This is a genomic window from Gordonia sp. SID5947, from assembly GCF_009862785.1.
In the GTDB taxonomy this organism is placed as follows: domain Bacteria; phylum Actinomycetota; class Actinomycetes; order Mycobacteriales; family Mycobacteriaceae; genus Gordonia.
The window spans coordinates 4,486,889-4,505,881 of the sequence record NZ_WWHU01000001.1 but is presented as its reverse complement, the minus strand read 5'-3'; the positions used below and the strand labels follow the sequence as shown (position 1 = coordinate 4,505,881).

The 18,993-nt window shown below is 67.5% G+C and carries 18 protein-coding genes and 1 pseudogene; 9 read left to right on the top strand and 10 right to left on the bottom strand.

Translation table 11 applies throughout. The features are described from left to right. Positions 1-23 precede the first annotated feature (23 nt). Positions 24-962: an oxygenase MpaB family protein gene (locus tag GTV32_RS20675; protein WP_161061906.1), complete on the top strand. Its 939-nt coding sequence runs from the start codon at positions 24-26 to the stop codon at positions 960-962. 119 nt (positions 963-1,081) lie between these two features. On the opposite strand, the gene GTV32_RS20670 is transcribed toward GTV32_RS20675, so the two are convergent. From GTV32_RS20670 to GTV32_RS20660, 3 genes are all read right to left on the bottom strand, one after another. Then, positions 1,082-1,780, bottom strand: a complete 699-nt coding sequence (locus GTV32_RS20670) for a demethylmenaquinone methyltransferase (protein WP_161061905.1) — start codon at positions 1,778-1,780, stop codon at positions 1,082-1,084. A gap of 129 nt (positions 1,781-1,909) precedes the next feature. Then, the gene (locus tag GTV32_RS20665; RefSeq protein WP_202421865.1) at positions 1,910-3,052 is read right to left on the bottom strand and encodes a glycosyltransferase family 1 protein; all 1,143 of its coding nucleotides are present in this window, start codon (positions 3,050-3,052) and stop codon (positions 1,910-1,912) included. Positions 3,053-3,165: 113 nt separating this feature from the next. After that, entirely contained in the window at positions 3,166-4,323 is a 1,158-nt protein-coding gene (locus GTV32_RS20660; RefSeq protein WP_161061904.1) for a phosphotransferase, read from the bottom strand. A gap of 111 nt (positions 4,324-4,434) precedes the next feature. Here GTV32_RS20660 and GTV32_RS20655 point away from each other — a divergent pair, with 111 nt between their 5' ends. Continuing rightward, positions 4,435-5,049, top strand: coding sequence for a Type 1 glutamine amidotransferase-like domain-containing protein (locus tag GTV32_RS20655; protein ID WP_161061903.1), 615 nt, complete (start codon positions 4,435-4,437; stop codon positions 5,047-5,049). Here GTV32_RS20655 and GTV32_RS20650 read toward each other — a convergent pair. The 3 genes from GTV32_RS20650 to menD form a co-directional block, all read right to left on the bottom strand. Beyond that, entirely contained in the window at positions 5,001-5,501 is a 501-nt protein-coding gene (locus tag GTV32_RS20650; protein ID WP_161061902.1) for a DUF3592 domain-containing protein, read from the bottom strand. The genes GTV32_RS20655 and GTV32_RS20650 overlap by 49 nt on opposite strands. Positions 5,502-5,636: 135 nt before the next feature. Beyond that, positions 5,637-6,557 carry a hypothetical protein gene (locus GTV32_RS20645; protein WP_161061901.1) on the bottom strand — a complete coding sequence of 307 codons (921 nt, stop codon included), beginning with the start codon at positions 6,555-6,557 and terminating at the stop codon, positions 5,637-5,639. A gap of 178 nt (positions 6,558-6,735) precedes the next feature. Continuing rightward, positions 6,736-8,409 (bottom strand): 2-succinyl-5-enolpyruvyl-6-hydroxy-3-cyclohexene-1-carboxylic-acid synthase, encoded by a 1,674-nt coding sequence (menD, locus tag GTV32_RS20640; RefSeq protein WP_161061900.1) that lies wholly within the window; start codon positions 8,407-8,409, stop codon positions 6,736-6,738. An 86-nt stretch (positions 8,410-8,495) separates the two neighbouring features. Between menD and GTV32_RS20635 the strand changes: the two genes are divergently transcribed. From GTV32_RS20635 to GTV32_RS20625, 3 genes are all read left to right on the top strand, one after another. Continuing rightward, positions 8,496-9,113: a class I SAM-dependent methyltransferase gene (locus GTV32_RS20635; protein ID WP_161061899.1), complete on the top strand. Its 618-nt coding sequence runs from the start codon at positions 8,496-8,498 to the stop codon at positions 9,111-9,113. Between the two features lie 132 nt (positions 9,114-9,245). Continuing rightward, complete coding sequence (locus tag GTV32_RS20630; RefSeq protein ID WP_161061898.1) at positions 9,246-10,346, top strand: AbrB family transcriptional regulator; 1,101 nt, start codon at positions 9,246-9,248, stop codon at positions 10,344-10,346. A gap of 46 nt (positions 10,347-10,392) precedes the next feature. After that, the gene (locus GTV32_RS20625; RefSeq protein WP_161061897.1) at positions 10,393-11,676 is read left to right on the top strand and encodes a saccharopine dehydrogenase NADP-binding domain-containing protein; all 1,284 of its coding nucleotides are present in this window, start codon (positions 10,393-10,395) and stop codon (positions 11,674-11,676) included. 39 nt (positions 11,677-11,715) lie between these two features. On the opposite strand, the gene GTV32_RS20620 is transcribed toward GTV32_RS20625, so the two are convergent. The 3 genes from GTV32_RS20620 to GTV32_RS23180 form a co-directional block, all read right to left on the bottom strand. Then, positions 11,716-13,533: a hypothetical protein gene (locus GTV32_RS20620; protein ID WP_161061896.1), complete on the bottom strand. Its 1,818-nt coding sequence runs from the start codon at positions 13,531-13,533 to the stop codon at positions 11,716-11,718. A gap of 132 nt (positions 13,534-13,665) precedes the next feature. Further along, positions 13,666-14,319: a PaaI family thioesterase gene (locus GTV32_RS20615; protein WP_161061895.1), complete on the bottom strand. Its 654-nt coding sequence runs from the start codon at positions 14,317-14,319 to the stop codon at positions 13,666-13,668. A 24-nt stretch (positions 14,320-14,343) separates the two neighbouring features. Then, positions 14,344-14,520, bottom strand: a complete 177-nt coding sequence (locus GTV32_RS23180) for a hypothetical protein (RefSeq protein ID WP_202421863.1) — start codon at positions 14,518-14,520, stop codon at positions 14,344-14,346. A gap of 127 nt (positions 14,521-14,647) precedes the next feature. Between GTV32_RS23180 and GTV32_RS20610 the strand changes: the two are divergent. Continuing rightward, positions 14,648-15,612: pseudogene (locus GTV32_RS20610) on the top strand (1,4-dihydroxy-2-naphthoyl-CoA synthase). 7 nt (positions 15,613-15,619) lie between these two features. Here the strand turns inward: GTV32_RS20610 and GTV32_RS20605 are convergent. After that, positions 15,620-16,684, bottom strand: coding sequence for an LLM class F420-dependent oxidoreductase (locus GTV32_RS20605; RefSeq protein WP_237421600.1), 1,065 nt, complete (start codon positions 16,682-16,684; stop codon positions 15,620-15,622). 222 nt (positions 16,685-16,906) lie between these two features. On the opposite strand from GTV32_RS20605, the gene GTV32_RS20600 reads away from it, so the two are divergent. The 3 genes from GTV32_RS20600 (at position 16,907) to GTV32_RS20590 (ending at position 18,981) form a co-directional block, all read left to right on the top strand. Next, complete coding sequence (locus tag GTV32_RS20600) at positions 16,907-18,142, top strand: inorganic phosphate transporter (RefSeq protein ID WP_202421860.1); 1,236 nt, start codon at positions 16,907-16,909, stop codon at positions 18,140-18,142. Positions 18,143-18,210: 68 nt separating this feature from the next. After that, positions 18,211-18,492 carry a hypothetical protein gene (locus GTV32_RS20595; protein WP_161061894.1) on the top strand — a complete coding sequence of 94 codons (282 nt, stop codon included), beginning with the start codon at positions 18,211-18,213 and terminating at the stop codon, positions 18,490-18,492. 141 nt (positions 18,493-18,633) lie between these two features. Next, positions 18,634-18,981, top strand: a complete 348-nt coding sequence (locus GTV32_RS20590) for a DUF3349 domain-containing protein (protein ID WP_161061893.1) — start codon at positions 18,634-18,636, stop codon at positions 18,979-18,981. Positions 18,982-18,993 lie beyond the last annotated feature (12 nt).

Genomic DNA, 18,993 nt, shown 5'->3' with positions numbered 1-18,993 from the left:
ATTCTCGGTGATATGTTTCAACGATGACCGCAGTCCGCCGCGCCGCCCAGGCCAGACGAGCCGTGCAGAATCGCGTGGCGTCCCGATATCGGCTGCGCGGCGTGATCGACGCGATCGATGTCGATGACGACTCGTCCGCGATCGCCTCGCTGCTCGCCACCCGCGAGTTCCCCTGGGGTATCACCCAGTCGCTGAGCTTCGCGCTCTTCCGCACCTACGCGGTGCCCTCGATCGGCGAATTGCTCTACGACACAGGACAGTTCACCGAGGCGACGCAAAAGCGCTACGACGACACCGTGCTACTGCTCGATGCACCGATCGAGCACGGCTTCGACAGTCCCGCCGGTCGTGCCGGAATCCGTCGCATCAACCAGATGCATGCGATGTACGACATCTCCAACGACGACATGCTGTACGTGCTGTCCACCTTCGTCGTGTGCCCGGTTCGGTGGGTCAACGCCTATGAATGGCGGACGCTCACCGACAACGAGATCCACGGGCTCACCACGCACTACCGGACACTCGGAAAGCGCATGGCCATCAAGGACATCCCGATCAGCTACGACGAGTTCGAGCGGTTCTACGAGGATTACGAGAAGCGTCACTTCGCTTTCAGCTCCAAGTCGCGGGCGGTGGCCGATTCGACGCTCGACCTGCTGGGCACGTTCCTGCCCTATCGGCTTCTGCCTCGATGGCTGGTGCGCCGGATGTCGTTCGCGCTCATGGACGATCGCCTGCTGACCGCGTTCAACTACCCGAAGCCGACCGCGGTCGAACGCATCCTGGTTCGCGGCGGACTCAAAGCACGCGGCCTTGCCATCCGGCTCGTCGCACGCCCGCGGACCGAACCCCTCTACGGACGGCAGACACCCCAGGTCCGCGGCTATCCGCGCGGATACCGTCTCGAAGAGCTCGGCACGTTCACCCCAGGCTGCCCGGTGGCCCACGCGCCGGCCGAATGACTCTCCCCCGCACCAGTCTGCCGAGCCAAGCCACCCCATCTTCTGCCGGTCGAGCGAGTCACCCCCCTCTGCCGGTCGAGTAGACGACGAGCGCAGCGAGGAGTCGTATCGAGACCCCCTCAGCGCACTGCCGAGTGAATCGCCGCGATCCCGCCGGTCAGGTTCTGCCACGCGACATCGGAGAAGCCGGCGGCCCGGATCAGCTCTGCGAGACCGGCCTGGTCGGGCCAGGCCCGAATCGATTCGGCGAGATACACATACGCGGCCGGATTGCTCGACACCTTGGTCGCAACCGCCGGCAGCGCGCGCATCAGATACTCCATGTAAACGGTTCGGAACGCGCGGAAGGTCGGCGTTGAGAACTCGCAGACCACCAGCCGGCCACCGGGTTTCAGAACCCGTCGCAGTTCGGCCAGTGCGGTCGGCGCGTCGTGGACGTTACGCAGTCCGAACGAGATGGTGGCCGCATCGAAGGACTCGTCCGCAAACGGCAGCGCCATCGCATCGGCCGCCACCTTGGGCACATCGCGATGCGCGCCGGCCTTGAGCATCCCCAGCGAGAAATCCGCGGCGACGCAGTGCGCACCCGACGTCGCGAGTTCCACCGTCGACACCGCGGTCCCGGCCGCCAGATCGAGCACGATGTCGCCCGGACGCAGATCGAGGGCCTTGCGGGTCTTGCGCCGCCAGCCGCGGTCCTGCCCGAACGACAGCACCGTGTTGGTGCGGTCGTAGCGCTTGGCCACGCCGTCGAACATGGCCGCGACCTCGGCCGGATCCTTGTCGAGCGTTGCGCGTTCTTGCGGCCCGGTTCCCATGTCGACAACGCTACCGGCAGCCGGAGATGCAGCGAGAACCGATATGGATGCGGTCTCTGCGAGAGCTCGCGACAATGATCTCCTCGAGGTCTCGCTCACACCGCATCCATATCGCGGTCGCCGCCGATCTCAGCCCGCGAGCGGCCGTTCCGCCAGGTCACCGCCGATGACCGCACGATAGTGCGCGATCAGTTCGTCACAGATCACCGGCCACGTACGAGACCGCACCGCTGACAGCGCGGCCCGACCCATCTCGGCTCGCAAGGTGTCGTCGCGCAGCACGCCGAGCACCGAGGGCAGCCGGTCGGCGAACTCCCCCGGCGGGAGCAGGTAACCGGTGCGGCAATGACCGACCAGGTCGCGTGGGCCGCCCGCATCGGGACCGACGACCGGCAACCCACTGGCCATCGCCTCCTGGATGGTCTGACAGAACGTCTCGTGTTCACCGGCGTGTGCGAAGACGTCGAAGCAGGCATATGCCCGCGCGAGGTCGGCACCACGCAGCTCCCCGGTGAACACCGCTCGCGGCATCATCGCCTCGAGCCGAGCACGTTCGGGCCCGTCCCCGACGATGACGAGTTGCACCGACGGGTCATCGGCCACCGACGCCAGGCGTTCCACGTGCTTCTCGGGCGCGAGCCGGCCCACGAACCCGACGACCAGGCGGCCGCGCGCCCAGTCGGCGCGCAGCACGGCGTCGGCGTTCCCGGGGCCGAACTGTTCGAGATCCACTCCCCTGCCCCAGCGGTGTAGTCGCGGGACACCATGCGCCGCAAGCATTCTCATCGTCTCTGTGGAGGGCGCGAGGGTCCGGTCGCACATCTCGTGCAATCGGCGGGTGTAACGCCATGCCAGCCGCGACGTGACCGCCAGTCCGTAGCTCGCGGCAAACCCCGCGACGTCGGTCTGGAACACCGCGACGGTCGGCAGATCGAGACGGCGGGCCGCGGCGGCACCGGCCGCGCCGACGACGAACGGCGACGCCAGATGCACCACGTCAGGATTCATGTCCCGCAACGTGCGGTAGAGAATGGGCGTGGGTACCCCGATCGGCAATGACGTCACCTTGGGGACCATCACCGACGGCACCAGATGAACCGGGGTCCGACGGCCGAGGAGGCGCGGCGCTGTCACCTCGCCCCGAGGCGTGTCCGGCGCGATCACCAGGGCGTCATGGCCAGTGCGTTCGAGGTGCTCGACCACCCGCAGGACGGAGTTGACCACTCCGTTGCACTGCGGCAGGAAACTCTCGGCGACGATCGCGACCCGCATGGGCCCCATGGTGCCCCGACGGCCTGTCAACTGCTGTCGGGCGCGGTGAGTGGTGCCCGAACACTCGATGAACTCTGGATGAGCCGGCGCCGGCAACCCGCGACGCTGCCAGATCAACACCCTTGGCAGATCAGATCCTCCAGCACCGCGAAACTGTCATGGGCGGTCACACCCGCGACGGCGCGCTCCACCCCGACCCGCGACACGTCGAACGGCTGCATGCGTTCACCCGCCTCCGCCGTACACACTGCCGCGAGGAACATCTCGGTGATCGCCGCGCGGTACAACGTCCACATGCGGTCGGGGTCCAGGTCCACACCCATGGCGGCGAGCCGCCCGACATAGCGTTCCACCAGCCCACGTTCGATGTCCCGGAGCAAACGCGGCTCCACCGACGCGGTGGCGAAATACGCGACGTCGCGGATGCCCACGCCTGCCGACGCGATCTGCCAATCGAGAAACCCGGGCGCACCCATCTCGAAGAACACATTGCCCAGATGAGGGTCGCCGTGGGTGAACGTCCTGGGTTGGCCCGCCCAGAACGCGTCGATGTCACCGCTGCGCTCGTAGAACATCCGGCACCGGCGCTTGATCTCGCCCGGGATGAGATCGGCCGCGTGTCCGGTGATGTCGGCGAGAAAGCGCCGGCGGACGAGATCGGCGATCCTGATCTCCGACGCCGACCGGTGGGTCAACGGCTGCAGGTTGCTCTCGAAACGCTCTGTCTCCCAGAATGTCCCATGAAGGTCGGCCAATGCGTCGACCACCGCCTGCGCTTCGGTCCGGCTCACGGAGTCCACGCAGGTACGGAATTCGGCTGTCCCCGACAGGTCCTCTAGCACCAGAACGCTGCGTTGCCGGTGTCGATCTGACTGGGCCACGTGACATCGCGGTATCCGCACCGGCGGGTTGTCGCCGAGCGCGCGGTAGGCGAACACCTCCCGTGTGCCCAGTCGGAAGACGTTCATCAGTACGTGCTGTAAGTAGTTGCGCGGCGGCAACTTCACGAACAGGGTGGCGGGTAGATCCGTCTCGGATGTCACGGACAGGCGCGCCCGCGCGGCGGTGCCGGAGTCGTGGTCGAGTACGTCGATCGACGTGATCGCCGCCGACGGCAGACCCAGCGCGCCGGCCAGCCACGATGTGGTCACATCGTCGATGCGGAGGGGGATGCCGGCCCGAGACGGGACGGCCCGGTCGAGCGCGGCTCGCGTGGCCTCGACGATGCCCACGCCCATCCCCATCAGGGCGCCGGCAGTCGGTGATGCCATCGGGAATCCTGTCGCTGTCAGTGTGGAGCCTGATGGTGGCAGATGCGGGCGGCCTGCGTCAGCGAAGTCGGCAGACAGGTGGTCGGCCGTGCGGATGGCAGGCTGAAAGGCATGACCGAGATGCTGTTGTTGAGTCGGTGGTTGGGTGCAGTCCCTGCCTTCCTCACGGCCCGTGCGGGACCCGACGCGCGCGTCGGCTTCGTACCGACGGCCTCGTCGATCTATGCGGACCGGGCCTGGGTCGACGTCGATCGCAGCACCCTACGCGACCAGGGGTTCACCACCGTCGAACTCGACATCGAGTCGATGCCGGCCTCCGAACTGTCCGTCTCACTCGACGATCTGGACGCGGTGTTCGTCTCCGGCGGCAACGTCTTTCACCTGCTGGCAGCGATGCGCGACACCGGGTTCGCCGACATCCTCACCCGACGCGTCCGTGCCGGCCTGCCATATCTCGGCGCGAGCGCCGGGGCCTGCGTCGTCGGACCCGACATCGAACCCCTCGGCATGCTCGACGACCCGGCCGAGGCGCCCGGACTCGTCTCGACCACCGGACTGGGTTGGATCGACGAGGTGGTGGTGCCGCACGCCGACGGCATCGTCAGCGGACTCGCGGTGGTCGACGAACTGCGCACGCGTTTCGCCGATCGTTTCGCGCTGCGCTTCCTCGACGACGATCAGGCGTTGCTGGTCTCCGGCGCTTCGGTCTCGGTCGTCTCGTCCTGATCCGGGTGGACGGGGGTCGCGGCTGAGGATCGGGCGAGAATCCGCCTGTTGATCTCGGACAGCGCGATCATCACCACACCGACGACGAGCCACCCCACCACGGCGATCGAGAGCGCCGGGATGATGGCGAGCGTCCAGCTCCGGCCGGCCGGCCGCGCCAGATCGGGGTTGGTGACGTCGTACTCGACGCTGATCCGCTGGCCCTGGGTCAGCTCGGTCGGGTACAGCAGCCCCAGGCGGGGACTGTGGAACTCGCCGTCGGGTGTCTGGAAGTTGACGGCCGCGTGCAGGCGATCCGCCGACACCACGTCTGCCATCACTGTTGCCCGGTTCTCGTCGATCTGCCGATCGTTGCGGTGACACCCTGCGACGAGGACCAGGCCCATCGTGGTGACCACCATGCCGAGCAGAAGCAGCACGATCTGCACGCGGCGCAGGATGGTCGGGTTCACGGCGACCAGCTTAGTCGTCACCCCACTCGGCCCTCTCGTCACCGGTCCTGGCCGCACCTTCAGCTTCTGGCCGCACCTTCAGCTTCTGGCCGCACCTTCGGCTCGAAGCCGGAACCCGGAACTGCGGCCAGAAGGTCATGCGAGTCGTGCGGCGAGCTCGAGCGCGCGCAGGATCTTTGCATGCAGGCGTTCTGGATGCCTCAGATCCGCCCACGACCATCGGACCACCACGTAGCCAAGGGCACGCAACGCATCCTCACGTACCTTCTCCTCGTAGAGCACCTCCTCGACGTCACGCCCATACGTGGCGCTCCGGTATTTCGCCCGCCCGTCCATCTCACCGACCACACATCCCGCGATGAGGAAATCGACCCGGGCCACGAAACGACCGCACTCGTCGTGGATGACGTGTTGGATCTCGGGTTCGGGGATGTCAGGAAAGGTCAGTATGACGGCCCGGCTGTACGACTCCGCGACGCTCTCCGCGCGGCCATCGGCCACCGCGAGCGCACGGCGCAGCGTCGCCGCACCATGTTGGCGTCGGGCTCGTGCGGCATGTTGGTCGAGCACGTCGCGTCCCACCCCGAGGGCGAGGGCGGCGTCGAGCGCACACACGGCCTGGTCGAATGAGCCCATCCGTGCCACATCGGCGGCCGTGCGACCCAGCGTCGTGACGCGCCGCCCGTCGATGATCTCGATGTCCGACGGCTGCAGGCGCCGATCACGATGGAGGAACACCGTCGGGGTCTCTCGTCCACCGGACGTGGTCACGAAATGCACGAGTTGATGATCGGGCTCGAGCAGCGGAAGCCGATGAACGGCCGCGGCCGACGAATGGCTGAGTACGCGCTCGTCTCCCCCGCCCAGTGACGCCGCGAACACCCGCTCCCGATACTGCTCGTCGCGGTCGCTCGGCGCCGCATCCGTGGCGCGATAAGTGCCCCGCCACACCCGATCCAACACGTTGTCCGCGACCGCCCCACGAAGTTCGGAGTCGTCGACGAACACCGCCTTCGCTCGATGGACGAAGCCGAACGCGTCTGCATGGAGATCCATACCCCGTTTGACGCAGCCGCCCACCCGACGGATCCAGCGACGGATCCAGCGAATCTTCTGGCCGCACCTTCAGCTTCTGGCCGCAGCTTCCGCTCGAAGCCGGAACCCGAAACTGCGGCCGGAACGGGGGGGACCTTGGGGGCGGGGGCGGGGGGCGGGGGGCGGGTGGGGGGTGGGGTTACGTCAGGCGGGCGGCGATCGCGGCGTGGACATCGCGCAGCGCGGTGCGGTCAGTGGTCACCTCGACCACCTCCACGCCACCCGACGGCGCCGGTTCGCCCAGCACCGACGACAAGTCGCCCAACGCGACGCGACGGTGCGGGATGTGGAAGCCGGCGCACAATGACGCGAGATCAGCGGAATGCGGTGTGCCGAAGACCCGCTCGTAAGCCCCTGTGTACGGGCCGCTGTTGTACCGCGGGTCGCCTTGCTCCAGCAGGCCGAAGATTCCGCCACCGTCGTCGTTGGCCACCACGATCCGCAACGACGACGGTCGTGGTTCGCTGGGGCCGATCACCAGCCCGGTCACGTCGTGGATGAAGGTCAGGTCGCCCATCAGGGCGATGGTGTGCGCACCCGGCGAGGAGCGGTCCAGCGCCAGGGCCGCCCCGATGGCCGTCGAGTTGGTGCCGTCGATGCCGGCGACCCCGCGGTTCGACAGCACCCGCACACCCTCGGTGACGCGACCCGCGAGCGCGACGTCGCGGATCGGGTTGCTCGCGCCGACGACGAGCTGATCGCCCGGTCGCATCGCGGCACTCACCACCCGCGCCACATGCAGGCCTGTGGTGGCGGACGGTTCGTCGAGCATGTCGTCGAGTTCTGCGTCGACCGCGCCCAGCACGCGCTGCTGCACGGCCGCGCACTCCTTGAGCCACTCCTCTCGCGGCTCCCCGACGGGCTCCACCCGGGTGCCGGTGGCGAACACGTTGCCGGAGACATCCGGCCAGCGTGGACCGGTGGTCAGCGCGTAGACACGGACCTCGGGGTCGGCCAGCAGTCGCGAGACACCGCGGTGCAATGTGGGACGCCCGCAGATGATCGCCTGCTGGGGTCGCACAGTGTCGAGCGCCAGGGGGTGCAACGGTGTATGCGCTTGCGGGGCAGTCGGTTCCGCGACGGTCGGGATACCGGCCAGCGCTGGATGGGTACCGGCGCCATGACCCGAGACGACCACCGTGTCGAGCGACAGATCGATCGGGATCGGCACATCGAGCTTGCCGACCGGAGCCTGCGTCCACGGGAGCCCGTCGGCACGGCCGGCGAAGATGCCGAGATCGTCGTCGGGGCCGACGCTCGCATCGGGCACCAGCGGTTCACGCAACGGGATGTCGAACTGCACCGGACCTGCGTTGCCGGTGCGGGCACCACGGGCGGCCGCCAGCACACGTCCGACTGCCGACCGCCACTGGCTGTTGGTGTCGAGGTCCTGCTCGGCCAGGCCCAGGCTGATCGTCGCGCGGACCTGGGTGCCGAAGATGCCGAACTGTTCGACGGTCTGGTTGGCTCCCGACCCCAGCAGCTCGTAGGGACGGTTGGCGCTGATCACCACCAGCGGCACTCGCGCATAGTTCGCCTCGAACACCGCCGGGCTCATGTTGGCGACGGCGGTTCCGCTGGTCATCACGATCGGCACCGGCTGCCGCGACGACACCGCGAGCCCGAGCGCCAGGAACCCCGCCGACCGCTCGTCGATGCGCACGTGCAGCCGGATACGGCCGGCCGCCTCGGCTGCGTGCAACGCGAACGCCAACGGCGCGTTGCGCGACCCCGGGCACAGCACCGCCTCGGTCACACCGCAGCGGATCATCTCGTCGACGATGACGCGGGCCTGCAGAGTCGAGGGGTTCATACCTCCCAGCGTAGGACGGCAGCCGACGTCATCTACACGCTGTAACGGCTGTGGTGCGCGTCACCGCCCAGGGGCACCATGGAGTCATGGGCTTCTATGACGACCGCATCCTTCCGCACCTGATCAACGTGACCTGCGGGATGTCCTCACTCAGACCCCTTCGACGACGAGCCTGCGAGGGGCTGACGGGCAGCGTCGTCGAGCTCGGATTCGGCTCCGGACTCAACGTCGGCGTGTACCCCGACACCGTGACCAGGGTCTCGGCGATCGAGCCCTCCGACGGGGGATGGCGACTCGCCTCCGACCGCATCGCGTCTTCGCACGTCCCCATCGAGCGCGCCGGCCTCGACGGCCAACGCCTCCCGTTCGACGACGACACGTTCGACGCCGCTCTCACGACCTTCACGATGTGCACCATCCCTGACCTGCCCGCCGCATTGTCGGAGGTCGCCAGAGTGGTGAAGAGCGGAGGCACGCTGCATTTCCTCGAGCACGGTCGCGCGCCGGACGAGAAGGTGCGCCGCTGGCAGCACCGCCTCGAGCCCATCCAGAAGCGCGTGGCCGGCGGTTGCCACCTCACCCGCGACATCCCGGGCGTCCTCGCCGACGCCGGTCTCACCGTCACCTCGCTCGACCAGTTCTACGAACCCGGCCCGCCCAAGTCCTTCAGCGCCATGAACCTCGGCATCGCGCAAGTCGCGTAGCCCGTCCCGCCGGTCGAGCCCCCTCCTGCCGGTCGAGTAGACGACGAGCGCAGCGAGGAGTCCCCGTCCTGCCGGTCGAGTAGACGACGAGCGCAGCGAGGAGTCGTATCGAGACCCCTTAGGGTGGACCGAGTGCGTCGCTGGATCGTGTTGGCCCTCCTCACCGCGATCGCGACCTACCTTCTCGAACTACTCGAAGTGGATGCGGCCGCGCTGTTCGCCGGCCTCGTGGTCGCGGGCGCACTGGCCATCGCGGGTTTGGCCCCGCGCCGACGATCCCCGTCACGCGACTCTGTCGACTCCGACGATCCCGCCGACGGTTCCACACCGCCCGCGCTCCCACGGCCGGCGATGCTCGCCGCGCAGGGCGTGCTCGGCGTCTACATCGGCACGATGGCCGATCCGGAAACCCTTTCGGGCCTCGGGTCGTCCTGGTTCCCGGTGCTCGCCGTCGGCTTGGGCACGCTGGCGCTGTCCGTGGTCGGCGGTGCGTTGCTCGGACTGCATCGTCTGGTTGACCCGTTGACCGGATCGCTGGCCCTGGTGGCCGGCGGCGCGTCCGGACTCGTCGCCCTCACCAGGGAACTCGGCGGCGATGAGCGCATGGTCGCGGTCATCCAGTACCTGCGGGTCGCGCTGGTCACCATCACCATCCCCCTGGTGGCCTCGGTGGTCTTCGACGCGCAGTCGTCCGACGCCTCGGTCGCGGCACCGAGCGCCGGCGACCAGGCGTGGGGGCTGGTGTTGCTGGCCGTCGGCCTCGGCGTCGGCATACCGGTCGGTCGTCTCATCCATCTGCCGGCCGCCGGCCTCCTCGGTCCGATGGCCGTCGCCACCATCGCCGAACTGACCGGCCTCGCGGGCGACGCCGCCGTATCCACCATCCTGCTGACCGTCGCCTACGCGCTGATCGGCTGGCAGGCCGGGCTGGGATTCACCATGGACCGCCTGCGGGCGATCGGCCGGGTTCTCCCGGCGGCGCTGGTGCTGATCCTGGCGATCGGCGTGGGTTGCGCGCTGCTCGGGGTGTTGCTGTCGGCGTGGACCGGCGAATCGATGTTCGACTGCTACCTCGCCACCACGCCCGGCGGCATCTACGCGGTACTCGCCGCCGCCACGGCGGCCGGCTCGAACGTCGCCTTCGTCGTCGCGGCCCAGATCCTGCGCGTGTTGTTGATGCTGTTCGTGGCCCCGTTCGCGGCTCGGGCCGCCGCTCGGCGACTGGCGCGGTGAGGGCATCCCCTCGACCGGGTTTCGGGACGTGTCTAGAGTCGAGTGCATGAACGGGGACGCCATCTCACCAGCATCAGAATCGAATGCCCGCGAGTTCGACGTCGTCGTATTCGGTGTCACCGGGTTTGTCGGCGAACTGACCGCCCGATACCTCGCCGAGCACGCACCGACGGGCACCAAGGTCGCGTTGGCCGGTCGGTCGGAGACCAAACTCGCGGCCACCCGCAAGCGGCTGCCGGCCCGCGCGCACGATTGGCCGCTGATCGTCGCCGACTCGTCGTCGCCGTCCTCGCTCGACGCGATGGTCGCCCGCACCCGGGTCATCTGCACCACCGTCGGGCCCTACCTTCGCTATGGCGAGGCACTCGTGGTCGCCGCAGCGAGCGCCGGCACCGACTACGTGGACCTCACCGGCGAGGCACCCTTCATCCACTTCTCCATCAACAAGGCGCATGAGACCGCGGTCGCGACGGGCGCCCGGATCGTGCACTCGTGCGGGTTCGATTCGGTCCCTTCGGATCTCGGCGCCTATCTGCTGTACAAAAAGATCGCCGACGACGGTGCGGGCGAACTCACCGATACCACCTTCGTCGTGAAGTCGTTCAAGGGCGGCATCTCCGGCGGCACCATCGACTCGATGCGTGTCATCGCCGAGGAATCGCGTGACGCCGAGACGCGACGTCTGCTGCTCAATCCACATTCGCTGTCGGGTGAGCCGGGAAAGACCCCGCGGCCTGCGATCTCGTCGGAACCCAGCGACATGAGCATGATGAGCGCCAAGAAGGTCGACCCGTCGATGAAGGGGACCTTGGCACCGTTCTTCATGGCCGCGGCGAACACACGTATCGTCCGCCGCACCAATGCTCTGCTCCACAACGCGTACGGCCAGAACTTCCGCTATGCGGAGACGATGTCGGTCGGCCAGGTCCGCGGGCTCTCCACCCTCATCGCCGGAGCCGTCGCGGTCGGTACCGGGGCCTTCCTCGGCGCCATGAGTTTCGGCCCCACCCGCAGGCTTTTGGACCGTGTCCTGCCGAAGCCGGGCGAGGGACCCAGTGAAAAGGCCCGGGAGAAGGGCTTTTTCGTCACCGAGACCTACACCACCACGACCACCGGCCGCCGGTACCGGTCCCAGATGCGCATGAAGGGCGATCCCGGTTACAAGGCGACCGCGATCATGCTCGGTGAGAGTGCTCTGACGTTGGCGCTCGAACGTGACCGCCTGTCGAATCTGACCGGTGTGCTGACGCCGGCAGCCGCCATGGGCGACGTGTTCGCCGACCGCCTCCGGGCCGCAGGCGCCACCCTCGACGCCGTCGAACTCGGCTGACCTTCGTCGACAGCAACCGGAATCGCGCCGACGGAACCGTCAGACGACGACCGTCGCACCCTCGACCGGCTTCACCGCGTCCACTGTCCGCCGTGTGATCGACGGAATCCCGTCGCCCGGCAGGGCGTCGGTCTCGGTGACCGCCGGACCGGTGGTGGTCCCCTGGGCAACCAGGGTGCCGTAGAGCCTGGGCTCCCCTTCGGCATCCCGCTCACCCTGCACCGAGGTCACCGCGTACGACCCTTCGGGCAGGGCGATACGGTGCGTCCCCCCGGCCTCCACGATGTAGAAGTCGGTCTGCGGCAACGTGTTCGACGCCGCTCCGCCGGTGAACACGGTGACCGCGATGTCGTGATCGCTGTCGTTGTGGATCGTCAGACCGTCGGCGTCGGTGGTGTAGTACACACCGTCCGCGGCCCCGTCGGCGCCGGTCGCGAAGGTGGGCCAGAGGATGCCGGTCGTCAGCCCGTCGGATGGATCCCAGAACCGGTCGTCGGGATCGGCGACAGGGTCTGCGGTGTCACGGATCGCGCCGCCGAACGGGTTGAAGTTGTAGCTCAGGGTCTGATCGTCCTGAACCACCACCATCCCGTAGATGATCGCCCGCCCGGCCGAATCACGTTGACCCTGCATGACATAACCCGAGATGTCGCCGGAGGCGTCGATCGTCGTCGAACCGCCAGCCGGCACCACGTAGACGCCGTCGCCGTGCGGAACGTTGAACTGGTCCACCGCGATGATCGCGACATCGGTATCGGTGGTGTTGGTGAAGGTGATGGTGTCGGCATCCGCGTCATATGTGTAGGTGATGCCGTCGTTGTCGACGATCCGGTAGTTGTCGCCGATCAGCACCTGGAAGTCCGACGGGTCCAGATACTGGTTCTGCGGGTCGATGCCCGACCACACCAGACGAGCGGTGAGCACCCTGATCGCTTGTGCGAGTAGCGAATCGTCGGTGTCGGCGGCGGCGAGACGAGTTCCCGACGACAGTTCCGCCACGGTCCGGGCCGGCAGGGAGAAACGCTCCCCCGGGCCCAGCAGTCCGACGTAATCGGTACCGTCGCCACGGCTTCGCCGGCTCAGAACGCCCGCGGTGACGAGACTTTGGTTGAGGAAGATCAGGCCCTCACGGCCCGGACCGTTCACCAACCGGTAGAAGACACCGGCCCCCGCTGCGGGGATCGCGGCAGCGGCGGCGGCGGTACCACCCGGCTCGCCGACGAACTCATCGATGTGTCGGGCCGCGCCGGCCGAGCCGGAATCCGGAACGGCGGTCTCCGCGGCACCACCGGCGCGCGTGCCCCCACCGACAGTCGAGGACGCGTCGGCGCGATGACGGCCCGGCGACGTGGGATCTGCGCGATGACGACCGGGCGTTGCGGTGTCGGCACGGTGGCGACCCGACGAGCCGGATTCGGTCGGAGTCGTCGTCGGTGGCGGCTGCGTCGTCGGAGTCGAGGCGATGGGCGGCTGTGCAGTCGGCTCGGGTGCCGCGGTGTCGTCTCCGGCCGCGTCGCTCTCGGGTTCGTCGGCCGAGGATTGGTCGGGCCGGCCCGCCGCTCCATCGTCGGGCGACCCGCTCCCGCCGGCGCCTGCGTCCGGCGACTGTTCGTCGGCCGAGGTTGCCGGGGTGTCCGGCTGTGTCGTCGGGTCCGGGGCGGTGGGCGCGGCAGTCGGCTCTGCCGAACCCGTGTCGCCCGACTCGGAACCGGACCCGGTCTTCGACGGTGACGAGATACCAGGATCGCCTCCGGCGCCCTCGTCAGCGGCGGCGATCGCCGCGGGCGCTGCGATCACCAGGGCTGCGGCGACGCCGGATGAGGCGACGATCCGCCGGGTACGACTCAGCCTCTGCACCGACGATCTCGTCATTCCAGCCCCTCAGCGTCACGACCGCACCTGATCCCGGCATTGTGGCCGGGATCTCAGGGGTTCGATCGTGAAATGGACCGGTGACGTTACCGATTCGCGAAGTCGGCGACGCGGACGCTATTGCTGACCGGGATTGAGCTTGATGAACAACGCGTCCATCTCAGCGCACAACCGGTCGCCGTCGTGGATCGTGCCCTTGATGAACACCTTCCGGCCGTCGACCTTCTCCGCCCAGGTCCGGCATTGCAGCGGCGTGTTCAGCGGGGTGATGGATCGGTACTGGACGGTCAGATACGCGGTCCGGCTGACTCCCTGGATCGCCACCGCCGAGGCGTACCCGCCGAGGTCGTCGAAGGCCACCGCGACCTGTCCGCCATGCGCGGCCTTGTTGCCGCCGAGATGGAAATCACGGAAGGTCACGGTCGCGAAGACCCCGTCGTCGTTGACGTCGGTGACCTCGAACGGCGGCAGGGTGATGTTGCCGCGAGCGGGCAGGTCGATGCGCGTCCCGGCAGGTGAATGCCACTCGTCGATCCGCACCGCCGCGAGCTTCTCGTTGATGGCCGCGAGCTCGTCGATCAGTTCGTCGGCCAGCTCCGGGGTCGGGCACGCGTACCTGGCACGGTCCATCAGCGTCCGGACCTGCTCGCTGAATTCGCCGTATCGCGGGCCGCCGCGTTCGGTCGTGATGGCCGTGTGCGCGCGAAAGCCACCCTCGTGGGGATCCTCGACCTCGGTGGAAGTATCCGGACTCACGGCACCATCACTCATGGACCAACCGTATAGAACGGTCGATCAGCGGTCGCGACGTGGCCGCAGCGGGTCGTCGCGCACCGGATCATCCTCGGTGAGCGCATCGGGCTTCTCGTGGCGGTCGCGCAGACGTACGGCGCGCCCGATCACCAGCGCGAGCAACACCGAGACCATGACCCACACGGGGACGACGATCGCGACGATGACCCAGCCCGACATCAGTCCAGCATGTCAAAGGTCGGCGCCGGTCCACCACTCGTTCCCACATGCGATCAGTGATTCACCGGAACGCGGCCTTCCGAACGCCCCCGAACGTTTCCGGGATCTCGCGTCCTAGGCTATCGGCATGAGCAACTCCGACTCCGCCCCTGGCCAGCCGTTCGACGCCGAACAGTGGGCGGTGGTGCCGGGCTTCACCGACCTGACCGACATCACCTACCACCGCCACACGGGCACCGGCCGTGAGTACGGCATCGTCCGGATCGCCTTCGACCGGCCCGAGATCCGCAACGCCTTCCGGCCGCACACGGTCGATGAGCTCTACCGAACCCTCGACCATGCTCGCCGGTCCCCGATGTCGGCACGGTGTTGATCACCGGCAACGGTCCGAGTCCCAAAGACGGCGGCTGGGCGTTCTGCAGCGGCGGCGATCAGCGGATTCGCGGTCGGTCGGGCTACCAGTACGCCACCACACACGATTCCGATGTGACCGGCGCCGGTGCCGACACCGTCGACGACGCGCGCGTGAAGGCCGAGGGCGGCCGGCTGCACATCCTGGAAGTCCAGCGGCTGATCCGCACCATGCCCAAGGTGGTCATCGCGGTGGTGAACGGTTGGGCGGCAGGCGGCGGCCATTCGCTGCATTCGGTGTGCGACCTGACCCTCGCCTCACGCGAGCACGCCAGATTCAAGCAGACCGACGCCGATGTCGGCTCCTTCGACGCCGGGTACGGCAGCGCGTACCTCGCCAAGCAGGTCGGCCAGAAATTCGCCCGCGAGATCTTCTTCCTCGGCGAGGCATACGACGCGGACACCATGTACCAGATGGGAGCGGTCAATCGCGTTGTCGCACACGCCGATCTCGAGAACACCGCGATCGAGTGGGGGCGCAAGATCAACGGCAAGTCGCCGACGGCCCAACGCATGCTCAAGTTCGCGTTCAACCTCACCGACGACGGCCTGATGGGCCAACAGGTCTTCGCCGGCGAGGCGACACGACTGGCGTATATGACCGACGAGGCGGTCGAGGGTCGAGATGCGTTCCTGGAGAAGCGTTCTCCGGATTGGGATGCGTTCCCGTACTACTACTGACGGAGCCTCAGCCGACGATCTCCCGCAACTCCCGCATGTCCTCCACACGCTCCTTGTGCGAGCCGGCCGCGGGCGACGCGAGGATGCAGCCGACCCCGGCGCCACGGAACGCCTCCACCCGCTCGGTGACCAGCGAGCGCGAACCGATCAGCGACATCGCGCGCACGAGCTCGTCCGGGACGGCTGCCGCGGCCTCGGCCTTCTTGCCGTCGAGGTAGAGGTCCTGGATCAGCTTCGCCTCGTCGGCGTAGCCGTACCGCACCGCGAGCGCGTTGTAGAAGTTCTTGCCCCGGGCGCCCATGCCACCGATGTAGAGGGCGGCATGGTGACGCACCGACTGCAGCGCGTTCTCGATCTCCTGCTCGTCCTCGGTGATGAGGGTGGCTGCCTGCACGACGATCCGCAACGGCGGCAGCGACGGGTCGCGCTTGGCCTTACCCGCGGCGAGCGCCTCACCGAACGCGACGTCGACGTACTCGGGGTGGAAGAGGAACGGCTGGAACTCCTCGAACAGCTCCGCGGCGAGTTCGGTGTTCTTGGGCCCGATGGCCGCCAGCAACATCGGGATGTTGTCGCGAACCGGGTGGTTGATGATCTTCAGCGCCTTGCCGAGCCCGCTGCCGCCGTCTTCTTCGGTCAGCGGAAGGCGGTAGTGCTTGCCACGGAAGTCGGTCTTCTCGCGACGCCAGATCTTGCGACAGATCTCCGCGTGCTCACGCGCCCGGCCCAGCGGGTAGTCGTACTTCACGCCGTGGAAGCCCTCGATGACCTGGGGGCCGGATGCGCCGATGCCCAGGATCGCGCGGCCGCCACTGATGTAGTCGAGACCGGCTGCGGTCATCGCAAGGTTCGACGGGGTCCGCGAGAACATCGGCAGGATCGCGGTCTGCAGTTGCATACGCTCGGTTTTTGCGGCGATGTACCCGAGTTGGCTGACGGCGTCGAAGCTGTACGCCTCCGGTACCGCGACGCGGTCGACACCGACCGATTCGAAGTCGGCGAGGTTGTTGATGGTTTCGCGGAAATCGCCCGCGTAGTTGATCGGCATCCCGAGAGTCATCGCAGCAGTCATGGTCGGATTCTTGCACAGCTGTCGCGCTGGTCACACACCTGTCCGAGCGTTCGATCCGGCCGTATCGGGAGGGCGGTCCGCCTCATCCGATGGCGGAATGACGGCGGAGACATGAACAGTGCGTGAACAAATCGATATTCTTGGCAAACTCCCAGGTCAAATCGTGCATTTCGGGCGCACATGAGTTAGGTGACAGGGGCTGTCGAGCCGCATCATATGAGCATGACCGGAGAGATGCTGATACTCGTGCTGCTGGTGATCACGGCACTTGGCTTCGACTTCACCAATGGATTCCACGACACCGGCAACGCCATGGCGACCTCGATCGCCACCGGCGCTCTCAAGCCCAAGGTCGCAGTCGGCCTCTCGGCGATCCTGAACCTGGTCGGCGCGTTCCTCTCCGTCGAGGTCGCCGCCACCATCACCAAGGAAGTGCTGAACATCCAGCAGACCTCCGGTGACGACAAGGGCGACATCATCTCCGGCCTGACGCCCACCACAGCGCTGCTGATCATCTTCGCCGGTCTCATCGGCGGCATCCTCTGGAATCTCTTCACGTGGCTCTTCGGTCTGCCGTCGAGCTCGTCGCACGCCCTGTTCGGTGGCCTGATCGGCTCGGGCATCGCAGCACTGGGACTGTCCGGCATCAACTGGCACGGCGTGTTCTCCAAGATCATCGTTCCGGCGTTGCTGGCCCCGGTGATCGCATGCGTGGTCGCCTCCTGCGGCACGTGGCTGGTCTTCGCCATCACCAAGCGAATCGCCCAGAGCAAGAAGGAAGAGGGCTTCCGCTACGGCCAGATCGCCAGCGCCTCTCTGGTGTCCCTGGCCCACGGCACCGGCGACGCGCAGAAGACCATGGGCGTCATCGCGATGGCCCTGATCGTCACCGGCCACCTCGACGCCTCGTCGGTGAGCCACGGACTGCCGTTCTGGATCGTGTTCAGCTGCGCCGGCATGATCGCCCTGGGCACCTATCTCGGCGGCTGGCGCATCATCCGGACCCTCGGCAAGGGTCTGGTCGAGATCAGCTCGCCGCAGGGTATGGCCGCAGAGGCCTCGTCGGCGGCCATCATCCTCACCTCCAGCGCCGCGGGCATGGCCCTGTCCACCACCCAGGTGGCGACCGGCTCGATCCTCGGCTCGGGCGTCGGCAAGAAGGGCGCTCAGGTCCGCTGGGCCGTCGCCGGCCGCATGGCCATCGCGTGGGTGACCACCTTGCCGGCCGCCGGCCTGGTCGGCGCGCTGTGCTTCGGCATCGCCCACCTGCTCGGCAACGCCCTCGGTGCGCTGGTGATCTTCGGCATCCTGATCGTCGCGTCGGGCTACATGTACTGGCGCGCCCAGCAGAACAAGGTCGACGCCGGCAACGTCAACGCCGAATGGGACGAGTCCACCAACTCGATCATCCCGGCCGAGCACACCGTCATCACCGAAGCCAAGGCACCCGTCGCCTGATACCTGACCCTTCGTGACGTTCGATCCGCAGGGACCGGAGCGTCACACATGAAAGGACGAACACCCCGATGGACATCGTCGAATCAATCGGCAAGGTTCTGATCGTCGGACTGATCTTCGGTGCCGGCCTGCCCGCCCTGTTCGCGTTCGGACTTCGGTTCCATGCCGAGGGCGCAGCCGAGACCAACGCGGACGGCACTGTGTCACAAGGCAACCCGGCGCTGCGCGCTCTTGGATACGTCATCTTCGGTGTGGTGGCACTACTGATCCTGGTCGGCCTCCTGTGGATCACCCGCCAGACCATCTACTACTACACCGACATCAAGATCTTCCCCTTCGGTTACAAGTAGCCCCCGGCGTCCGCACGCCTCCGGACCTCCTGACCGGGTCGTCCGGGCCGCTCGTCATCACTGTCGGGACCTTCTCCCGACCACTTACAATCGGCACCAACACTCTGTGCTGCCGCCGAGGAAAGAAAGGGGGCCGTATCCGTGGACAGACCACAGTTTCTCCAGAGAATCGTCGAATGGCTGCGCGCCGGTTACCCCGACGGCGTGCCACAGGGCGACTACATCCCACTCGTGGCCCTGCTGCGCCGCCAGCTGACCGAGGACGAGGTCCAGGAGGTCTCCGTCGACCTCATCAAGCAGTCCCCGCCGCCGCCCGAGCCCATCTCCAAGATCGATGCCGCGGTGCGGATCACCAAGGTCACCCACGAACTCCCGCACGAGGCCGACATCGCGCGCGTGCGATCACACCTCGAGGCCTCCGGCTGGCCCTTCAACGACAGCCCGCTGTCCGGCCGGCCCGACGATCATCCCGACGGTGATGAATCCTGAAGACCCTGCACG